The 15,778-nt window shown below is 57.0% G+C and carries 23 protein-coding genes; 10 read left to right on the top strand and 13 right to left on the bottom strand.

All coding sequences use genetic code 11. The features are described 5' to 3' along the window. The first annotated feature begins 2 nt into the window (after window positions 1-2). Window positions 3-473 carry a GNAT family N-acetyltransferase gene (locus V3C40_RS24935; RefSeq protein WP_331778799.1) on the top strand — a complete coding sequence of 157 codons (471 nt, stop codon included), beginning with the start codon at window positions 3-5 and terminating at the stop codon, window positions 471-473. Here V3C40_RS24935 and V3C40_RS24930 read toward each other — a convergent pair. Then, complete coding sequence (locus V3C40_RS24930) at window positions 470-1,087, bottom strand: TetR/AcrR family transcriptional regulator (protein ID WP_331778798.1); 618 nt, start codon at window positions 1,085-1,087, stop codon at window positions 470-472. The genes V3C40_RS24935 and V3C40_RS24930 overlap by 4 nt on opposite strands. Before the next feature lie 145 nt (window positions 1,088-1,232). Here V3C40_RS24930 and V3C40_RS24925 point away from each other — a divergent pair, with 145 nt between their 5' ends. After that, a complete protein-coding gene (locus tag V3C40_RS24925) occupies window positions 1,233-2,468 on the top strand; it encodes an MFS transporter (protein ID WP_442907311.1) in 1,236 nt (411 codons plus the stop codon). Between the two features lie 9 nt (window positions 2,469-2,477). Here the strand turns inward: V3C40_RS24925 and V3C40_RS24920 are convergent, their stop codons facing one another. The 5 genes from V3C40_RS24920 to V3C40_RS24900 form a co-directional block, all read right to left on the bottom strand. Continuing rightward, window positions 2,478-2,615 (bottom strand): hypothetical protein, encoded by a 138-nt coding sequence (locus tag V3C40_RS24920; RefSeq protein WP_331778797.1) that lies wholly within the window; start codon window positions 2,613-2,615, stop codon window positions 2,478-2,480. A gap of 3 nt (window positions 2,616-2,618) precedes the next feature. Beyond that, window positions 2,619-2,972: a YbaK/EbsC family protein gene (locus tag V3C40_RS24915; protein ID WP_331778796.1), complete on the bottom strand. Its 354-nt coding sequence runs from the start codon at window positions 2,970-2,972 to the stop codon at window positions 2,619-2,621. Window positions 2,973-3,036: 64 nt separating this feature from the next. Further along, window positions 3,037-3,240 (bottom strand): DUF3079 domain-containing protein, encoded by a 204-nt coding sequence (locus V3C40_RS24910; protein WP_034759072.1) that lies wholly within the window; start codon window positions 3,238-3,240, stop codon window positions 3,037-3,039. 98 nt (window positions 3,241-3,338) lie between these two features. After that, window positions 3,339-3,833: a hypothetical protein gene (locus V3C40_RS24905; RefSeq protein WP_217494641.1), complete on the bottom strand. Its 495-nt coding sequence runs from the start codon at window positions 3,831-3,833 to the stop codon at window positions 3,339-3,341. Continuing rightward, entirely contained in the window at window positions 3,834-4,286 is a 453-nt protein-coding gene (locus V3C40_RS24900; protein WP_254671693.1) for a GNAT family N-acetyltransferase, read from the bottom strand. A 240-nt stretch (window positions 4,287-4,526) separates the two neighbouring features. Between V3C40_RS24900 and V3C40_RS24895 the strand changes: the two genes are divergently transcribed. Together V3C40_RS24895 and V3C40_RS24890 are read left to right on the top strand one after the other, a co-directional pair. Further along, a complete protein-coding gene (locus tag V3C40_RS24895; protein ID WP_331778795.1) occupies window positions 4,527-5,273 on the top strand; it encodes a hypothetical protein in 747 nt (248 codons plus the stop codon). A gap of 40 nt (window positions 5,274-5,313) precedes the next feature. Continuing rightward, window positions 5,314-5,703: a hypothetical protein gene (locus V3C40_RS24890; RefSeq protein ID WP_331778794.1), complete on the top strand. Its 390-nt coding sequence runs from the start codon at window positions 5,314-5,316 to the stop codon at window positions 5,701-5,703. 190 nt (window positions 5,704-5,893) lie between these two features. Here the strand turns inward: V3C40_RS24890 and V3C40_RS24885 are convergent, their stop codons facing one another. Together V3C40_RS24885 and V3C40_RS24880 are read right to left on the bottom strand one after the other, a co-directional pair. After that, complete coding sequence (locus tag V3C40_RS24885) at window positions 5,894-6,166, bottom strand: DUF4242 domain-containing protein (RefSeq protein WP_034759082.1); 273 nt, start codon at window positions 6,164-6,166, stop codon at window positions 5,894-5,896. Between the two features lie 221 nt (window positions 6,167-6,387). After that, window positions 6,388-6,633, bottom strand: a complete 246-nt coding sequence (locus tag V3C40_RS24880) for a hypothetical protein (protein ID WP_034759085.1) — start codon at window positions 6,631-6,633, stop codon at window positions 6,388-6,390. Between the two features lie 271 nt (window positions 6,634-6,904). On the opposite strand from V3C40_RS24880, the gene V3C40_RS24875 reads away from it, so the two are divergent. The 3 genes from V3C40_RS24875 (at window position 6,905) to V3C40_RS24865 (ending at window position 9,758) form a co-directional block, all read left to right on the top strand. Then, complete coding sequence (locus V3C40_RS24875) at window positions 6,905-8,305, top strand: aminotransferase-like domain-containing protein (protein WP_331778793.1); 1,401 nt, start codon at window positions 6,905-6,907, stop codon at window positions 8,303-8,305. A 397-nt stretch (window positions 8,306-8,702) separates the two neighbouring features. After that, complete coding sequence (locus tag V3C40_RS24870; protein ID WP_139143446.1) at window positions 8,703-8,912, top strand: hypothetical protein; 210 nt, start codon at window positions 8,703-8,705, stop codon at window positions 8,910-8,912. Between the two features lie 321 nt (window positions 8,913-9,233). Continuing rightward, on the top strand, window positions 9,234-9,758 hold the full coding sequence (locus V3C40_RS24865) for an FxDxF family PEP-CTERM protein (RefSeq protein WP_070304142.1): 525 nt from the start codon (window positions 9,234-9,236) through the stop codon (window positions 9,756-9,758). Between the two features lie 368 nt (window positions 9,759-10,126). On the opposite strand, the gene V3C40_RS24860 is transcribed toward V3C40_RS24865, so the two are convergent. Next, on the bottom strand, window positions 10,127-10,405 hold the full coding sequence (locus V3C40_RS24860) for a hypothetical protein (RefSeq protein ID WP_070304143.1): 279 nt from the start codon (window positions 10,403-10,405) through the stop codon (window positions 10,127-10,129). A 216-nt stretch (window positions 10,406-10,621) separates the two neighbouring features. Here V3C40_RS24860 and V3C40_RS24855 point away from each other — a divergent pair, with 216 nt between their 5' ends. Both V3C40_RS24855 and V3C40_RS24850 read left to right on the top strand, forming a co-directional pair. Next, a complete protein-coding gene (locus V3C40_RS24855; RefSeq protein ID WP_070304144.1) occupies window positions 10,622-10,903 on the top strand; it encodes a hypothetical protein in 282 nt (93 codons plus the stop codon). A 68-nt stretch (window positions 10,904-10,971) separates the two neighbouring features. Further along, window positions 10,972-11,232: a hypothetical protein gene (locus tag V3C40_RS24850; RefSeq protein ID WP_070304145.1), complete on the top strand. Its 261-nt coding sequence runs from the start codon at window positions 10,972-10,974 to the stop codon at window positions 11,230-11,232. A gap of 71 nt (window positions 11,233-11,303) precedes the next feature. Here the strand turns inward: V3C40_RS24850 and V3C40_RS24845 are convergent, their stop codons facing one another. Continuing rightward, window positions 11,304-11,681, bottom strand: a complete 378-nt coding sequence (locus V3C40_RS24845) for a response regulator (RefSeq protein ID WP_070304166.1) — start codon at window positions 11,679-11,681, stop codon at window positions 11,304-11,306. 294 nt (window positions 11,682-11,975) lie between these two features. Here V3C40_RS24845 and V3C40_RS24840 point away from each other — a divergent pair, with 294 nt between their 5' ends. Beyond that, complete coding sequence (locus V3C40_RS24840) at window positions 11,976-12,266, top strand: hypothetical protein (protein ID WP_139143447.1); 291 nt, start codon at window positions 11,976-11,978, stop codon at window positions 12,264-12,266. A gap of 417 nt (window positions 12,267-12,683) precedes the next feature. Here the strand turns inward: V3C40_RS24840 and V3C40_RS24835 are convergent, their stop codons facing one another. From V3C40_RS24835 to V3C40_RS24825, 3 genes are read right to left on the bottom strand one after another with little or no spacing between them, the layout of a single operon-like run. Beyond that, the gene (locus V3C40_RS24835) at window positions 12,684-12,899 is read right to left on the bottom strand and encodes a hypothetical protein (protein WP_070304146.1); all 216 of its coding nucleotides are present in this window, start codon (window positions 12,897-12,899) and stop codon (window positions 12,684-12,686) included. Beyond that, the gene (locus tag V3C40_RS24830; RefSeq protein ID WP_423221824.1) at window positions 12,896-13,960 is read right to left on the bottom strand and encodes a phage portal protein; all 1,065 of its coding nucleotides are present in this window, start codon (window positions 13,958-13,960) and stop codon (window positions 12,896-12,898) included. Before V3C40_RS24830 ends, V3C40_RS24835 begins: the two co-directional genes overlap by 4 nt. Next, the gene (locus V3C40_RS24825; RefSeq protein ID WP_331778792.1) at window positions 13,957-15,768 is read right to left on the bottom strand and encodes a terminase ATPase subunit family protein; all 1,812 of its coding nucleotides are present in this window, start codon (window positions 15,766-15,768) and stop codon (window positions 13,957-13,959) included. The genes V3C40_RS24830 and V3C40_RS24825 overlap by 4 nt, the downstream gene beginning before the upstream one ends. Between the last annotated feature and the right edge of the window lie 10 nt (window positions 15,769-15,778).

The following is a 15,778-nucleotide window of genomic DNA, read 5'->3' as shown; positions in this document are numbered from 1 at the left end:
ATATGACGACACATCCAGCATCGATTACTTTTCATGCCGCCAAAGAGGAAGACACGCCGGCCTTCATCGAATTGCGCGGCAAGACGCGGCAAAATGCCATCCCAAAAGAACGTCTGGCGGAAGTCGGTATCACGGCCGATTCCTGGGCGGAAATGATGCGTTCGGGCAGCCTGCCTGGCCAGGTCTGCCATCACGACGGCCAACTGGTCGGCTACTGCTTTGGCGAGCGCGACACGGGCGAAATCATCGTCCTGGCCCTGCTGCCGGAATTCGAAGGTTTAGGCATCGGCAAGACCTTGCTGGAACTGGTAATGGCGGAACTGCGGGCCCAAGGCCATCAGCGGCTGTTCCTCGGCTGCTCCAGCGACCCCGCCTCGCGCTCCTACGGCTTTTACCGCTACCTGGGCTGGACGGCGACGGGCGAGACGGACAAGTATGGCGACGATGTGCTGGAGTTTCGCTTTACGGCCTAGGCGGTCAAGCGGTTGGCATCCCACACGCGCATCAACTGCGTGATGGCAACGTCAAACACGGCGTAGCCAACGCCATCGCGGGCCTGAATCGACACGCCCGATAAAAAGCTGTCGAAGACGGATGCCAGCGCCGTTGCATCCGTATCTGCGGGCAATTCGCCGCTGGCCATGCCCCGCTCCACGCAGCGCACAAAGCCGGCGCGCGTGCGGGCGCGCGAAGCCGTCAGCGGTGCAGCCACGGCCGCATGCTCGGCCGTCGGCGCGCTCATGCAGCCAAGCGCCACCATGCAGCCGGGCGGATGTCCCGCATCGGACTGCATGCGGGACGACTGGCGCAAGGCCTGCTCGATGGCCGCGCGCGGCGCCAGGCCATCGTCCCACAGGCATTCCGTCACGCGTGCAAACGTGTCCAGATAGCATTGCGCCGCTTCGCGGAACAGCGCTTCCTTCGAACCAAACGCCGCATAAAAGCTGGGCGCGGAAATGCCGCCGCCCAGGCTCGCCTTGAGCTGGCTCAAGGACGTCGACTCATATCCCTTCTGCCAGAATAAATACATGGCCTGTTCGACCGCTGCCTGCCGGTCGAACGTGCGCGGCCGTCCCATTTGCGCCATCGATCGCTCCCTTTTACATACTTACATACTACTCGATACAGAAGTCATTGACAACGCGGCACGCCATCGCCTATATTTATACCGATCGATACATATGTACCACCATAACGGTCGGGGGATTCCTGCGCCCGATTACTTGACAAGGATGTTTGCCGTGAATCACGCTACGCTCACCACCGGAACCAGCCCTGCGCTGACCGACCACCTCCCCGTTGCCGGCCTGCTGGCCCTGGCCATGACGGGTTTTATCTGCATCGTCACGGAAACCTTGCCTGCCGGCTTGCTGCCGCAAATCAGCGCGGGCCTCGGCATCAGTGCCGCGCTGGCCGGGCAAATGGTCACAGCCTACGCGCTCGGCTCCCTGCTGGCGGCCATTCCGCTCACCATCGCCACGCGCGGCTGGCGCCGCCGCAACGTGCTGCTGCTGACCATCATCGGCTTTCTCGTGTTCAATACCGTCACGGCCCTGTCGTCTCACTACTGGCTGACTCTGGCGGCCCGCTTCTTTGCCGGCATGGCGGCCGGGCTGGCGTGGAGCTTGCTCGCCGGCTATGCGCGCCGCATGGTGGCGCCGCACCAGCAAGGCCGCGCACTGGCGCTGGCCATGGTGGGCGCGCCCGTCGCCCTATCCCTGGGCGTACCGCTGGGCACCTTGCTCGGTTCGCTCGTCGGCTGGCGCGCCGCGTTCTGGATCATTTCCGCCCTGACATTGGCCCTGATCGCCTGGGTACTGGCGAAAGTGCCCGACTACCCGGGCCAGTCCGTCCATGAACGCCTGCCCCTGCGCCGCGTCTTCACGACACCGGGCGTACGCCCCGTGCTGGCCGTCGTCATCGCCTGGATGCTGGCCCACAACATTCTCTACACCTACATCGCCCCGTTCGTCGCGCCGGCAGGATTGGCAGAGCGAGTCGACCTGGTCCTGCTCGTCTTCGGCGCCGCCGCCATGGCCGGCATCTGGATCACGGGCAAGCTGGTCGAGCTCCACCTGCGCGCCACCGTGCTGGTCAGCCTGGCCATGTTCGCCACGACGACCCTCGTGCTGGGCTTCGCGTCGCATATCCCCACCGTGATCTATCTGTGCATGGCCGTCTGGGGTCTGAGCTTCGGCGGCGCGGCCACCCTGCTGCAGACAGCGCTGGCAGACACGGCCGGCAGCGGCGCCGACGTGGCCTTGTCGATGAATGTGGTGGCGTGGAATGGAGCGATTGCGGCCGCAGGCGTGGCGGGCGGCGCCCTGCTGGAAACCTGGGGCGCGGGCGCTTTCCCGTGGGCGATGGTGAGCTTGCTAGTGCTGACCTTCCTTGTCGCCTGGTCGGCCCGCGAACACGGTTTCCGGCCGGGACGACGCAGCGGCGGCGCGCCCGTAACCGGCCATTAAAAAGACGCGCTAATCAGCCGCCGGTACGCTCAGAATGCGGGGTACGTGGCCCGTATGCGCAAGGAAATCGACGAAGGCGGCATGCGACAGCGCCACCGTGGCCGTGTTGCGCAGCGGGTGGGCTTGCACTGAATCAGCTTCCCACACGGCCTAGTCCAGCACCAGTTCCACAGCCTGCGCGCTGTCGTGTATCAGCGCAAACAAGCTGACGGACCCAGGCGTGATACCCAGGTGCTGCAGCAGGCGTTCGGGCGAAGCCATGCTCAGCTTGCTCGCCGGCAGCAAACGTCCCAGCGCCGCCAGGTCGATGCGCTTGTCGAAAGGCACGATGACGAGAAAATGCCGGCGCCCTTTCTGGTCGCGCACGAACAGGTTTTTCACCATCAAGCCGGGCATGGCTGGCACGTGAATCAGTGCTTCATTGATGGTATGCACGGCCGGGTGCTCGACGAATGGGCAATCGCCGGCATGGCTTTCCAGCCAGCGGGACAGGGTTTCTTGCATGGTGATTCCTCAGCTCGGATGCGATGAGGAATTGTAGCGGGTCAATGCGTGGCGGGGATTGCCATCACGGCTTATTCTCTTGCTCTTTGTCGGCCTTGTCGGCCGCCGCCAGCCCCCAGTCATTCCAGCCTTCCCCAAACAGTTCGATCGGGTGCTGCGTGCGCTCGGAACCATTGCCACAACGCATGGCGTCCGGCGGGCAATACTTGTCGCAGCCCCAGCAGATGCGTTCGGGGTTCTTGGGGTTCAGGGGAAAGGGCTTGGCCATGGGGGGGACGCAGTCGGTTGAAGTCTCCTTGTTGACTCTAGACCTGGCGCGTGAGGCGGTCAAACGAATTCCAGTGAGGAATTTGTCCGAGGTCAATTCTATGCAGATGGCTCGTGTGGCTGAAAGACACAATACCCTTCCAGCACGATACGCGCCACATTGACACTACCGTCGGCGGCCGGCTGCTCCTTGAGTTCGTCCAGCGCATACACCATCGTCACCATGGCGCCAGGCACGAACAGCTTGGTGTCATGCTTGCGGTGCGTGTAGATGCTCTCGTCGCATGTCGAACCATCCGCCAGGCGCAAGGTAAAACTGTTGACTTGATCGCCACGCCGGCTATCCTGGCCCGCGAAATACGTGCGCTCGATCCTGCCCGTCACCGTTTGCGTCTGGATGCGCCCGGCTTTGATGCTTTCCCACCACTCGTCCGAAGCGAACAGGCCTTGGCTGCCTTTCAGGCCCATGCGGGGCCTGGAACTGTCGAGAGTGAGAGATCGGGTCTTGGCGATACGGGCCGGGTCTTGTGCCAGGGCTTCGGCGAGGGTGTAGACGGGTTTCATCAGGGCGCAGGAATGGCTTGAAGCGCTCACTCAATGTTTGCGCCGAATGACGAAAGCATTGCCGGCAGGCTCAAAACCAAGTGTCGGATAGTAGGACATGGCATCGGGGGCGGACAGCAATATCAAGGACACTTCCTCGCCGATGATGGCCTGGGTGCGTTTGACAAGTTCTTTGCCGATACCGAGGCCCTGGTACTGCTTGTCTACAGCCAGGTCCGAGAGGTAGCAGCAATACGCATGGTCGGTCAGCGAACGGGCCAGCCCCACAAGCTCGCCATCCACCCATGCCGACAGCACCAGGCAAGGCGCGGCAAACATGCGCGCGATTCGCGGGAGGGTGCTGGTGGGCCGCTTGATGCCGGATTGATCGAACACACGAACAACGTCCAGCGGATCAAGGGGAAAGTTATGACGATATTCGATAGTGGTGTTTTTCATTGGTTCACGGGTGTAAGAAGATTGCGCATGGGAGACCTTTGCCATGGGGATAGTATCACCAGCGATGATTGAGGCATATGGACGCTACGGCATCAGTGAACAGCCTGGGGCCCTCTTGGCCTTGCGCCGATGCTTGGCCGCCTGTACTGCGGGCGGAGGCGGCACCGCATCGCCGGAATGTCCATTCAGTTATTAGGGCGCCTCCAATCTGTTAAAATAGTTGCAAATTTTAATGATCAATCATGAGTAACCTGGATTTTCAAACACAAGGAATGTGCTTAGCAAATGAAAGCCATTATATTCTGCACCAGTTTTATTAAAGATGCCCCGTCATGGGAAAGCCGGTATCAACGCTGGCTCGATTACTACGAAGATATTCCAATCAATGCAGTAAAGAAGATAATGATTGATGATGGATCGCCATTTCTTCCACCTGCCGAAATCATCAATACAGTTTCCCATAGCGCTCCGCTGGCGTCGAATGGCGATAAAAATCTCATCATTCGCTTCGATAACAATCTGGGACGGCAAAGCGGGGCAGACTACCCTGGCTGGTGGCGCAGCTTTCTCCACTCGGTCAAGGTGGCAAATGAATTAGGCGTGAATAAGATCATCCATATCGAGTCGGACGCCTATATCATGACGCCGCGCCTGGTGAATTTCATCAATGAAATCGAATCAGGCTGGAACGTCCTGTGGTCCCCGCGCTATCGCTTTCCGGAAACTGCCATTCAAGTTATCTGCAGAGATCAATTTGAAATTTTTGAGAAATTCAAGGAAAACCATCCCGATTATTCATTCCCGGATATTGCGGAAAGGTTGCTTCCTTTCACCACTGTGCACAAGCAGTTCAAAGGCGACCGCTACAGCGATTTCACGAAAAACAGATGGATATTCCGCTCGAAAAAATTCAACAAAATCCCCATTTTTAAACATGTGTTTTTCTGGGAAACCATACCGCCGGATGCGGACTTTGTTACGCAGGGTATTGACCGTCAGGAGTTTGTTTATAGACGCGGTGAAGTGGCTTGATTTTGTGAGGGTGGCGAAGTTGCCGATTTGGATAGTAAATATGTTGCTACCGTTACGATTGAATAAACGCGTGTGCACCGCCCTTGTCGGCGTTCTTGCCGCCGGTACCGCATCGGCATTCGCTGCTACGCTTGACGAGGATCGGACACGCGGTGACATACATGGCTTGTTTGAAATCAGGGATGCAGCAGTAAAATTCATGGCTGCCGAGAATTCCAAAAATGGAACAAGCTGGCAGGTATTGGAGCCGAACCGGAAGATTCTGGTGGCAAAATGTGCGGTAGCTTTACGGGTGAGATGGGCTCCGAAGAGCCATGGCCTGTCTGGAGCGAATGTTGCTGTGAATTGCGACAAGACCGTAAAGCCCACGATACAACATAAATGGGAAGTGTTTGTGCCGGTCGATAAGGGGCCGGTCGCGCGTAAATGATCAGGTGAGGATTGAAGAAACGAACTGATGCGTTGGGTGCTGTGAAAGCTGGCTCAATCGAAATCTGATTAGATAATCGAACGCGCGCCCACAGCGCGCGGAGCTGCCGCGCGGCGGCAACGGCTTGGCCACGTTCAGCATTACCAGAGCGAAGCTCCGCCAAGGACGAGGCTACAGTACTTGGGCGGCACTACTCCGCCGTAGTCGGATCAATGACCGAGATGACCTCCGACACGCGGTTCGCAGGGAAGCCGCCTAGCTGGGCATGTTCGCGAACCAGCTCTTCATTTGCAGCGATGTAAACACAGTAGATTTTATCGCCGGTCACATAACTTTGGAGCCATTGAATTTGGGGTCCCATCTTGTTTAGTACACCGCATGACTTCTGCGAAATGGCTTGAAGCTCTTGCTCTGATAACTTTCCAGCCCCGGGAATATCACGCTCAATAACATACTTTGGCATAGCGCTCTCCTTATGAGGTTTCCGGGCGAGTACGGCACTCGCCGGTGCCATGCGTCACACATGCCGTGACGTCTATTCGTTATACACCACGCTGGCTGGTTAGTATTATTGGAATTGCCACAAAATGCCGATACGCGCCCATGCGGCGCGCGGGGCTAGCCACTAGCCGCATCGGGGAATGGCTGCCGCATCACTCGATATCGGCCGCCTATTCTTTGCCATCATGGGAGGGTCATGTCCAAACCGACCATCCTGACAACGACGAAGGTGACGAGTCCCAGGCCCATAAGCAATAGTACGAAGCCTGCGACCACCTTCCCACTCGCGCGCAGCACAGCGCGATTCTGCTTCGCCTTGTCTTTATCCTTCTTCCCTTGATCGTAATGCCACTTGATGGCGAAGAACATGCCCGTGCCGAGCACGAGAGCCTTGAAGGTAACGAAAACTATAGGGGTCCAATCCAGCATTTTAAGTATTTCCAGTCTATTACTTGACACTATCTATCATGAGGAGCACTGCCTCAAAACGCTGCTTCAGCAGCTTCTGCTCCAACCATCCTCCAGGCATCCTGTTTGACTCTTTCATTATAGCTAGCTATGAAATAACCATGGCATCGAGCGCAGCGATGTGCCGAATCAGATGAGAGAGGAGAAACGTCAGCGACTGCCATGCAAGATTGGTGTTGCTGCACGTTATGATGCATACTACCTTAAAACAATCTCCATACATTAAGACAAAATGTCCCAGTTGAAAACCATACAAGATGAGCATTTGACTACCTGGTTGCCGCGATTACTGACGCACGGGGGGCCACGTTTTTTGCAGATTGCCGACGCCTTGCAGGCGGCGGTGGCAGATGGATCGTTGACACCGGGCGACCGTCTGCCTCCGCAGCGCCACCTGGCAGCACAGCTGGACGTCGATCTGACGACGATCACGCGCGCCTACGACGAAGCCAGGCGACGTAACTTGCTGGAGGGCCGCGGCGCCCGCGGCACGTATGTCGCAGCGCCGAAAGTCGAATTGACCGCTATCCTCGATCTCTCCATGAATACCCCACCACCGCCCGATGGCGTGGCCTTCGACGACATGCTGAAACAAGGTTTGTCGCAAGTATTGATGCGAGCAGACAATGAGTTACTGATGACTTACCACTTGGGCGGAGGAAGTGACTCCGACCGTCAGGCTGGCGCCAAATGGCTGGCACCGATGTTTGGACATCTGGATTCTCGACAGGTTGTCGTGTGTCCCGGTGCGCAAGCGGCGATCGCCGCACTGATCCTTGCGCTGACGGAACCTGGCGATGTCATCCTGGCAGAACCGACGAGTTATCCCGGCTTGCGTGCCGCAGCGACCCAATTCGGCCGGCACGTCATTGCCGTGGAAGCGGACAAGCACGGGATGCTGCCCAAGATGCTTGAGCAAGCATGCAGCCAGCACAAGCCCCGGCTGGTCTACCTCAATCCGACATTACAGAATCCGACCGCCATTACCATGCCGGAACGCCGGCGCAAGGAGCTCGCCAGCATCGCACTGCGCTGCAATGTACGCATCGTCGAAGACGATCCCTACTGGCTGCTTGCCGATGCCCCGCCGCCACCTGTCGCCACGTTTGCCCCGGAACAGGTGCTCTACATCTCCACCCTGTCGAAATGCCTGACGCCCGGCTTGCGTGTCGCCTTCGTGCTGATACGCGACCTGGAGGAACGCGAACGCTTCCTGGTCGCCCTCAGATCATTTGCACTGATGGTCGCTCCTTTGACGGCCGCACTGGCCACGCAGTGGATACTCGACGGTTCGGCTGACGGATTGCTGGCAGGCGTACGCAAGGAGGCGCGCCTGCGCCACCGGATGGCCCGCGATATTCTGGCGGGACGCTACAGCGGCGCTGGAGACGGCCTGCATGTATGGCTCGAGTTGCCGGCATATTGGAATTCCTCACAGCTTGCGCATGCAGCCGCCAGCTACGGCATCGCAGTCACGCCGGCGGAGGCATTCGCCACTGGCAGCGGATCCGTGAATGCCATCCGGATCTCTTTGGGCAGCATCAAGGACCGTGGACGCTTGCAGGCGGGTCTGCAACGACTGTCTCATCTGCTTGCGCGGCGACCCGAGTCATTTAGTGCTGCTGTGGTTTAAGTGTTTGCGGGCCGGTGTCAGTTCTCGGTCAGTTTGAGCTAGTCCGGCTTTCAGACACAGACTAATGCATTGGGCGCTGTGAAAGCTGGCGCAGCCGAAAAGCTGATTGGAACCACGAACGCGCGCCTGCGGCGCGCGGGGCTGCCGCGCAGCGGCAGCAGGTGGAGGATTCGGGGCGGGCTGGGCCGGTAGGCCCAGCCCTTCGAATCTCACACGCAGGGCGCGCAGGCGCCCTGCTCGCTTCCGCCAAGAAATAAAGAAACCGCCTTCGGGCGGTTTTTTATTTCTTGGCGGAAGCGGTGTAATGCGAATATCTAGGTTTTATGCAGCTTTCAAGACACCATACTCCAACCGTACCTACCATACTACCTACGCATAAAGATCGCTACAAGAAGTCTTGTATACCTGCACCAACCATCATCACCGGGGCGACATGCTGCAGCTCAACTACGGCGGCGTGGCCGCCGGCTGCCAGGTCACCGTGCTGATCGATCAATTACAGCGGCTGGCTGACTGGGCATCATCAGGCACCCACTACTTCCGTACCAAGGCGGATGAAGAACCATCAGTAATAATCTCCCCAACCGCCGACTCGGAAAGAGACTGATATACATTAATCAACATTTCGCAATCTAGCATGCAATAAACCGAAACGGCATGCCATTGCATAATTTCTTTCCAAATAGCAATTAGGTACCTATGCAACAGTATTTTCAGTACAAAAAAATATTCTTTTTTTGTGCAATATTAATAATATGTGTTTTTATTTTAGCAATCATTCGAAATTTATGCCCGTATAGTAGAAACGGGCTATCTAAGTGAAAGTAGCGATATAAAAATATAACATTGATAACTGTTAGTATTAGTGATAATTTGTCATCGCAACATGGTTTTTTGAAACATTAATCGCTTTTCAGGGGAGATCAAGATGAAACTAAAGTCACTCATCGCAGTGGCAGTACTGAGCGCTGCTTCCATCGGTAGCGCCAACGCTACCGCCTACACCGTCAACCTCGTTAACACCACCGGCAATCTGTGGACCAGCGGCTTCAGCGCCGTGCCCAGCCCGCTCGGCGACTTCACCGATACCTTCACGTTCACACCGAACGCGACCTTCGGTTCCACCGCGCAAGCCTTCCTGGCCAACCTGTCCGTCACGGGTTCGGACAGTTCCTCCATCCAATTCACCAGCGCCGACCTGAACGGCATTGGACTGACCGGCTTTGGCGGCCCCACCGTCTTTGGCTATGCCCAAGGTGAGATACTCGCACCAACGAGCATCCTGTTCAATGGCCCGCTGGTCTTGACCGTGATGGGGAATACCAAGGGCGGCAGCTATGGCGGCGTCTTCAACCTGAACCTGGCTCCTGTTCCTGAACCGGAAACCTATGGCATGCTCTTGGCTGGCCTGGGCATACTGGGCTTCCTGGCACGGCGTCGGAAACAATCTTGAGTGCTCCTCCAAAAAGACGCTGCGGCGTCTTTTTTGTTCAGATCGACCAAATTGGTTTCCAATTTGCTGGATTTACGTCCAACACCAATACAGAAAATAAAAAAAAGCCCCAAAGTTGGGGACTTTGGAGCTTTAACATAGTATTACGCACGAGCTATTATTACTTTATAGGTCACACGATGGATGATGTCAAGAAAGTCAGATACCGGCTCACGGACTGATGCGTTGGGTCTATGGAAGCTGGATCAGTTGAAAAGCTGATTAGAACCACGACTACCAATCTAGCTACACACGATCATCGGTACATAAAAGTCTTTACGTACCCGTGCCCTCAGCACAACGCGTACAAGAAATAACGTTCGCCTTTGCTATCCGATATCATCGGTGCGGTGAAGTAAATTCATTCGCTGACGCTCCAAGATGACCCTCAACACAACTGTCAGCATGGCGCCGATGTGCGCAGGTGCATTTTCTCTTTGAAATTTGCTACCAATCAAAAGTAATCGGCTTTGAACCTCAACCAAGTCAACACTTGCAACGTTAGCTGCAATCAGGTCACCCAACTCAAGGCCAAGCAAGTTATAAAACTCACGCTCTTGGTCAAACTGTTCCGAATGTCCGTCAGAGACAAGGATATCTGAATTCATTCTTACCTCCTGGAAACCCGGTAAAAAATGCAAATTCAACAACTAAATGACGAGCCGATACTACAATGTTAACGTAAATCGCCGGCATGCTCCGGTCGAGACATAGCCTTATGGCATACAAAGCTATTGATCTATATCAATACTATCGGGTATTTCCGACTTCTTGCAAGCTCGTCAGAACATACTGGGGGCGGTCTTCTTAAGAAGGAAAATCTCATGCAGTTCTCGCATATGCATTGTATGGGTGAGTATGAATACTATTTAACAACAGAACACTGCACGAATGAACTACATCGAGGAGTCATCGTGTTTATGAAAATTGGTGTGCCATGTGCTTTGCTGGATCAATCTGTGACGATCAGCACACCCAGCGCTTTCAGGTCGATTAGAGCTGCTGAAATTGAAGCATCCGCCTACGCGCATGAACTGGTCGTAAGTCAGGCGATTGAGGTTTTTTTCCACTCTGAGACCATGCAACTGACACGTTTGCCGCTGTGACACCAGACTTCATGGAACTTTGCGCAGCAAGAGGGATCTAAGTTCTGACGACTCTGTGAGCTTGCAAAATGTATGAAGTCTACTTATCCGTTGCAGACAAGCACATTTATGAATGGGCCAAGACCAAGACAGGTGACGAAAGCGTCGCAAAGGCCGCGTTTCGAGAACTAGTCGGCTACGAATTTCTCAACCGGCAGCCTTATCAGGTCACAATGTTTTGTAATGACAAGATAATCGCCCAGCACCGTTTTGACAGTCCAGCCGGCAGCTCTTTCGACTGGAGCGGGCAAACGCTGCCCATACATACTGAATGCCCTGAGAACGGCTAATGTAGAAATGTTTAAACCATTTAGTGAGCAAAGAGTCAATTCGTTGATACCAGGCCATACGATTCCGACACTCAGGCGCCGACACTCAACAGGCCGAGTATGTCGCCCAAGTCTGCCGGCTTGACCAAATGATGATCGAAGCCCACGGCCTTAGTCTGCATCCGAGTGGCGTTATCACTCCAGGCAGTGAGGGCAATCATTTTGATGTGCTGGAAGCGAGACGCCTGCCGGAGGGTGGAGGCAACCTCCAAGCCGTTCACGCCAGGCATTCCCAAATCAAGGAAGACCACATCAGGGACAAAGCTATCGGCCGTCTGCAGTGCCTCGGCCCCGCCATATACGGGGACAGCCTCATGACCACACATCACAAGAAATTCCGCGACAAGATCGGCGGCATCACGATTGTCATCAACAATCATGATTCGCAAGGGGGAAAGTTGGTTTGCCATACAGCACCTGCCGTTCATGAAATGCATCCACATGTAGGGACACATATTGAGCCGGCAAGTTCAAGGCGGCTGAAATTTTGAACAGTCAGGGGCGAGGACTGAAGTTAAGATTGCTTGATGGGAATTATACATAACTTTCAGAAAAACATGCATAAAATGAAATAATGTCATTGGTTTCCACTGGATCAAAACGCACATTAGTTGCTGACTATACTGTGCTTTTCAATTTCTAAAAATGCTCTAAAATGTAAATTCGAAATTGAATACCTAACATCTTTCTTGACTGAGGCATCAATGGGAAATGACCAAAAATTGCAACATGGTGACTATGAATACCAGATAGTCACCTACAAGAAAGTGAACGGCATGTATCAAGGTATGGTTCTCCTTACCGCTCATTCAGGAATACAGTATTCCCCTATTATTGAAATCCCAACGCCAAGCGTATTTAAGTCAGAGCGTGCGGCACGGATCGAAGCTTCTGCGTTAGCATGTCAGCTCATAGAAACAGGCGGAGTGGTTGCACTTGTGCCACAAGATGGCAAATCCACTTCCTGGCCGAAGGAGTCTCAAACGACTCTTTAACGTCAGTTTCTAGTATGTTCAGTATCACATAGACATGACTCGTGAGGCTGCTATACAGCCCCATCAGTGCGAAAATTCTTCCTTCCCACGGGGAAGCATACAAGTCAGACGAAAACCTCTCAAAGTGCGTCAAAATGCGTCAAAACGCACGCCCCCTCTTCGCCCCGCCGCGCCAGTCCTCATGCGCCTTCGGCCATGGCGCAAATTTGAGTCAAAAGAGCCCTATATAGCGGGCAGGTGTGGAGGGGGGACAACTGCGCGCGCCGGGCCGAAACGGGCCTTTTTCTTACTCCAAGAGCAACATCAATCGTCGGGACGTGAAAAAGCCGCCTCGTGGGCGGCTTGTACGGTGGCTGGGGCGCTCTGGCGCGGCTGGGCTGTCGCGGCCCCACCCTGTCGGCTATCGCGGCGTGGCGGTCATCCTGGGCGGCCGGCGCGGATCATCGCCGCCTGCTCCTTGTCGTAGTCGTCGCGGCAATCCACATCGCAGAACAGCAGCGCGGGCGCCAGCGGCTCGTCGCAGTAGTGGCAGCAGCCATGCGCCATCAGGCCCGGCCGGCGACGCACGGCGGCCAGGCCGCGCGCAACTTCGGCGAAGATGATCTTGTCCGTGTTGTCGATATGGTCGCTCATTGCGCGCCCTCCCCGCCTGTCGCCAGGTCATACGGGGCAAACCTCACCACTTCCACGCCGGCCCACTCGTTGATCGCTTCGAACTGCGCCTGCAGCGGCACCAGCTCATTGCGCGCGAAGACACGCGCGGCCGGCTCCACGGCGCCGAAGCCGCCGGCATTGTTCGGCAGGATGCCCATGAGCTGCGGCGGCACGCGGTGCGCGGCCAGCTGGTCGTCGCGCGTGACGCTCTTGATGTTGAAAAACTCGTCCTTCGCAGCGACGTCCGATACCGGCAGAATCTGGATGCCGTCCTTCTTGCCGTTCGGCGCGTACATGAACAGATTGCGGAAGTTGCCCGGCCCTTTACTGTCGCGCATGGCCTGGCGCAGGTTGTCCACGTCCTGGGTGTTGGCGGCGGCGTCCGTCATGTAGAACACGAAGCCCGCATGCGAGCCGTTCTTGTAGTACTTACGGCGGAACAAGGTGGCCGCCTCATTGAGCCAGGCCGACTGCAGCGCGCTCAGGTACTGCGGCACGCCGTACAGCTCCTGATTCACGTCCGGCTCCATCAGGTGAAACACGCGGCCCTTGTCGAACTGGTGCACGGCCTGGTAGCCGTTGACGAAAAAATACGTGTCCAGATCGACGCCGCGCCGCATGTACTTGGCCAGGGCGTGCTGGTATGCCAGCGCCTTGCCGCTGCGGCTGGGCCGGTCTTCCAGGTAGGCATTGCCGAACGTCAGGAAGTCGAGCGCCATGCGCTTGAACGCGTCGCGCGACAGGTACTTGCTGGGAATCAGGGTGGACGCTAGCACGTTGGCCTTGAAGTGGATGGCGCTGCTGTGGTGCACGCCCGCGTTGAACGACTTGGCCAGGCCGGCCAGGTTGACGGGCGGCTCATACCAGTGGCCGTTCTTCCAGCATTCGAAGCAATCGAGAATGTCGGCGTGCTCGAGCACGGGCGTCGGGTCGCCGAAGGAAAAAGCCTCGATGCCGGCGGCGGCCGGCGCCGTGGCCGCTGTTGATGGCGCGCCCTCGGCCTGCTGGCCGCGCGCGCGCATGTGTCGTGCTTTGCTCAAGAATAAATCTCCATGAAAGAGTGGTGGTTGTCGGTGGTACCTTCGAATGGCTCGTGATCGAGGGCATGCATGCAGGCCCACGCCAGATCGGCGTGGCCGGTTTCATCGCTGCGGCCGGCGACATACGTCACGTGCCGCCCGCTGGGGGTCAGGGTCTTGTGGATGGCCATGAACGATTGCGCAATGTCCGTCCAGCCGGCGTCAAACTCCAGCCGCCCCTTGCTGATGATGTTTTTGGCTTTCAGCACCATGCGGGTTTTGACTTCGGGCGAGTAATTCAGGGCCGTGACGGCCGGGAAGAAGCCACGCACGATGGGCAGCACGCCAATGCCCATGCCGGTCGTGTCGATGCCGATGTACTCGACGTTGTAGCGCTGGGTCATCTGGCGGATGGCGTCGGCGTGGTCTTCGAAACTCTGCCCGCGCCACTGGTGGCGCTCCAGGATGCGGAACTTGCCGCCGGCCGTCATGGGCGGCGCCAGCACCACGCAGCCGGCGCTGTCGCCGTTCAAGGCCGGGTCGTAGCCGATCCACACGGGCCGGTTGCCGAACGGGCGCAGGCCCAGCAACGGCTTGTAGTCGTCCCACTCCACCCAGGAATCGACCATGCAGCGCTGCAGCTCGGCCAGCGGAAAGACCGAGGCCGAGTCGTCGATAAAGTTGCACATCAGCAGATTGTCGAACTGGTCGGGGCTGTATTCGAAGTTGCGCAGTTCGTCGATGTCGAACAGGTTGCAGCCGCCGCGCTCGGCGTCCAGGATGGTGACGATCTGGCGCCAGATCTTGTCCTCGCCCGTAAAACCCGACGACAGGCGGCCATGGCTCACATCGATATTCACCTGGTCAGCCTTGGCGCGGCGTTTGTTGAACAGCTCACCCGTCCAGAACGGATAGGCCTGGTGCGTGGTCGAGGATGGCGTGGAAAAATAGGTCTTGCGCCACTTCTTGTGGATGGCCATGCCCGAGGCCACCTTGTTCAACTCCTGGAAATTCTGCGTCCAGAAGAATTCATCGAAGTAGAAATTGCCGTGGTAGCCCTGCGCCGTGCGCGCATTGGTGCCCAGGAAATACAGGTGCGCGCCGTTCGGCAGCACGATGGGGTCGCCCGTCAGCTCGATGCCGGCCGCCTCGCGCGCGAATTGCACGATGTATTGCTTGAAGACGTGCGCCTGGCTTTTTGAGGCGGACAGGAAAATTTGATTGCGCCCCGTCTGCATGGCGTCGGCAAGCGCCTCGCGGGCGAAATACCAGGTGGCGCCGATCTGGCGCGATTTCAAAATGGCGCGCGTGCGCTGGTCGCCGTTGCGATACCAGACCTTTTGATAGTCGAAGAGCGAGTCCTGGAAGGCGTCGAGCAGCTGGATTTTCTGTTCTTCGCTGAAGTCGTTGCGCGTCGGCTTCTTCTTCGGCCCGGCATTACGGTTCGCCAGTTTGGGGTTGAGATCGACCTCGTTGCCACCCGGCTGCTCATAGCGGCGCACGCGCGCCATCTGCACGATGGTGCGGGCGAGTAAATCGATTTCCTTGTAATCGCTGCCGCTCTTGACCTCTTTTTCGATCAGTTTCACCAGGCGCAGCTCGGCCGACGCCTCGACGTGCTCGATGGCCTGCGCCTTGTCCCATTCGTCGCGCAGCTTCCAGCTATTGATGGTGCTGCGCTTGAGTCCCAGGTGGCGGGCGATGGACGAAATGCGCCAGCCCTTCCAGTACAGGGCGCGCGCGGCGCGGCGCGGCTCGGATTCGGGCACGGCCAGTTCGGCGATTTTCTCGTCGGCCGTTTGTTCGCTAGTTTTCTCGATTGTCAGCATGCCGCCAGCG

The organism is Janthinobacterium sp. LS2A (genome assembly GCF_036543145.1).
Lineage (GTDB): Bacteria > Pseudomonadota > Gammaproteobacteria > Burkholderiales > Burkholderiaceae_D > Janthinobacterium > Janthinobacterium aestuarii.
Note: the sequence above shows the minus strand (reverse complement) of the source record. Positions and strands in the feature narration are given on the sequence as shown.

What these genes read in the sequence shown, in the direction of transcription:
- V3C40_RS24865 (WP_070304142.1), top strand. Translation starts at nt 9,234, where the DNA reads ATGAAACTAAAGTCACTCATCGCAGTGGCAGTACTGAGCGCTGCTTCC.
- V3C40_RS24825 (WP_331778792.1), bottom strand. Translation starts at nt 15,768, where the DNA reads ATGCTGACAATCGAGAAAACTAGCGAACAAACGGCCGACGAGAAAATC.
- V3C40_RS24835 (WP_070304146.1), bottom strand. Translation starts at nt 12,899, where the DNA reads ATGAGCGACCATATCGACAACACGGACAAGATCATCTTCGCCGAAGTT.
- V3C40_RS24890 (WP_331778794.1), top strand. Translation starts at nt 5,314, where the DNA reads ATGTTGCTACCGTTACGATTGAATAAACGCGTGTGCACCGCCCTTGTC.
- V3C40_RS24910 (WP_034759072.1), bottom strand. Translation starts at nt 3,240, where the DNA reads ATGGCCAAGCCCTTTCCCCTGAACCCCAAGAACCCCGAACGCATCTGC.
- V3C40_RS24930 (WP_331778798.1), bottom strand. Translation starts at nt 1,087, where the DNA reads ATGGCGCAAATGGGACGGCCGCGCACGTTCGACCGGCAGGCAGCGGTC.
- V3C40_RS24935 (WP_331778799.1), top strand. Translation starts at nt 3, where the DNA reads ATGACGACACATCCAGCATCGATTACTTTTCATGCCGCCAAAGAGGAA.
- V3C40_RS24880 (WP_034759085.1), bottom strand. Translation starts at nt 6,633, where the DNA reads ATGCTGGATTGGACCCCTATAGTTTTCGTTACCTTCAAGGCTCTCGTG.
- V3C40_RS24900 (WP_254671693.1), bottom strand. Translation starts at nt 4,286, where the DNA reads ATGGCAAAGGTCTCCCATGCGCAATCTTCTTACACCCGTGAACCAATG.
- V3C40_RS24840 (WP_139143447.1), top strand. Translation starts at nt 11,976, where the DNA reads ATGGGAAATGACCAAAAATTGCAACATGGTGACTATGAATACCAGATA.
- V3C40_RS24885 (WP_034759082.1), bottom strand. Translation starts at nt 6,166, where the DNA reads ATGCCAAAGTATGTTATTGAGCGTGATATTCCCGGGGCTGGAAAGTTA.
- V3C40_RS24895 (WP_331778795.1), top strand. Translation starts at nt 4,527, where the DNA reads ATGAAAGCCATTATATTCTGCACCAGTTTTATTAAAGATGCCCCGTCA.
- V3C40_RS24850 (WP_070304145.1), top strand. Translation starts at nt 10,972, where the DNA reads ATGTATGAAGTCTACTTATCCGTTGCAGACAAGCACATTTATGAATGG.
- V3C40_RS24925 (WP_442907311.1), top strand. Translation starts at nt 1,233, where the DNA reads ATGTTTGCCGTGAATCACGCTACGCTCACCACCGGAACCAGCCCTGCG.
- V3C40_RS24860 (WP_070304143.1), bottom strand. Translation starts at nt 10,405, where the DNA reads ATGAATTCAGATATCCTTGTCTCTGACGGACATTCGGAACAGTTTGAC.
- V3C40_RS24875 (WP_331778793.1), top strand. Translation starts at nt 6,905, where the DNA reads ATGTCCCAGTTGAAAACCATACAAGATGAGCATTTGACTACCTGGTTG.
- V3C40_RS24845 (WP_070304166.1), bottom strand. Translation starts at nt 11,681, where the DNA reads ATGGCAAACCAACTTTCCCCCTTGCGAATCATGATTGTTGATGACAAT.
- V3C40_RS24915 (WP_331778796.1), bottom strand. Translation starts at nt 2,972, where the DNA reads ATGCAAGAAACCCTGTCCCGCTGGCTGGAAAGCCATGCCGGCGATTGC.
- V3C40_RS24855 (WP_070304144.1), top strand. Translation starts at nt 10,622, where the DNA reads ATGCAGTTCTCGCATATGCATTGTATGGGTGAGTATGAATACTATTTA.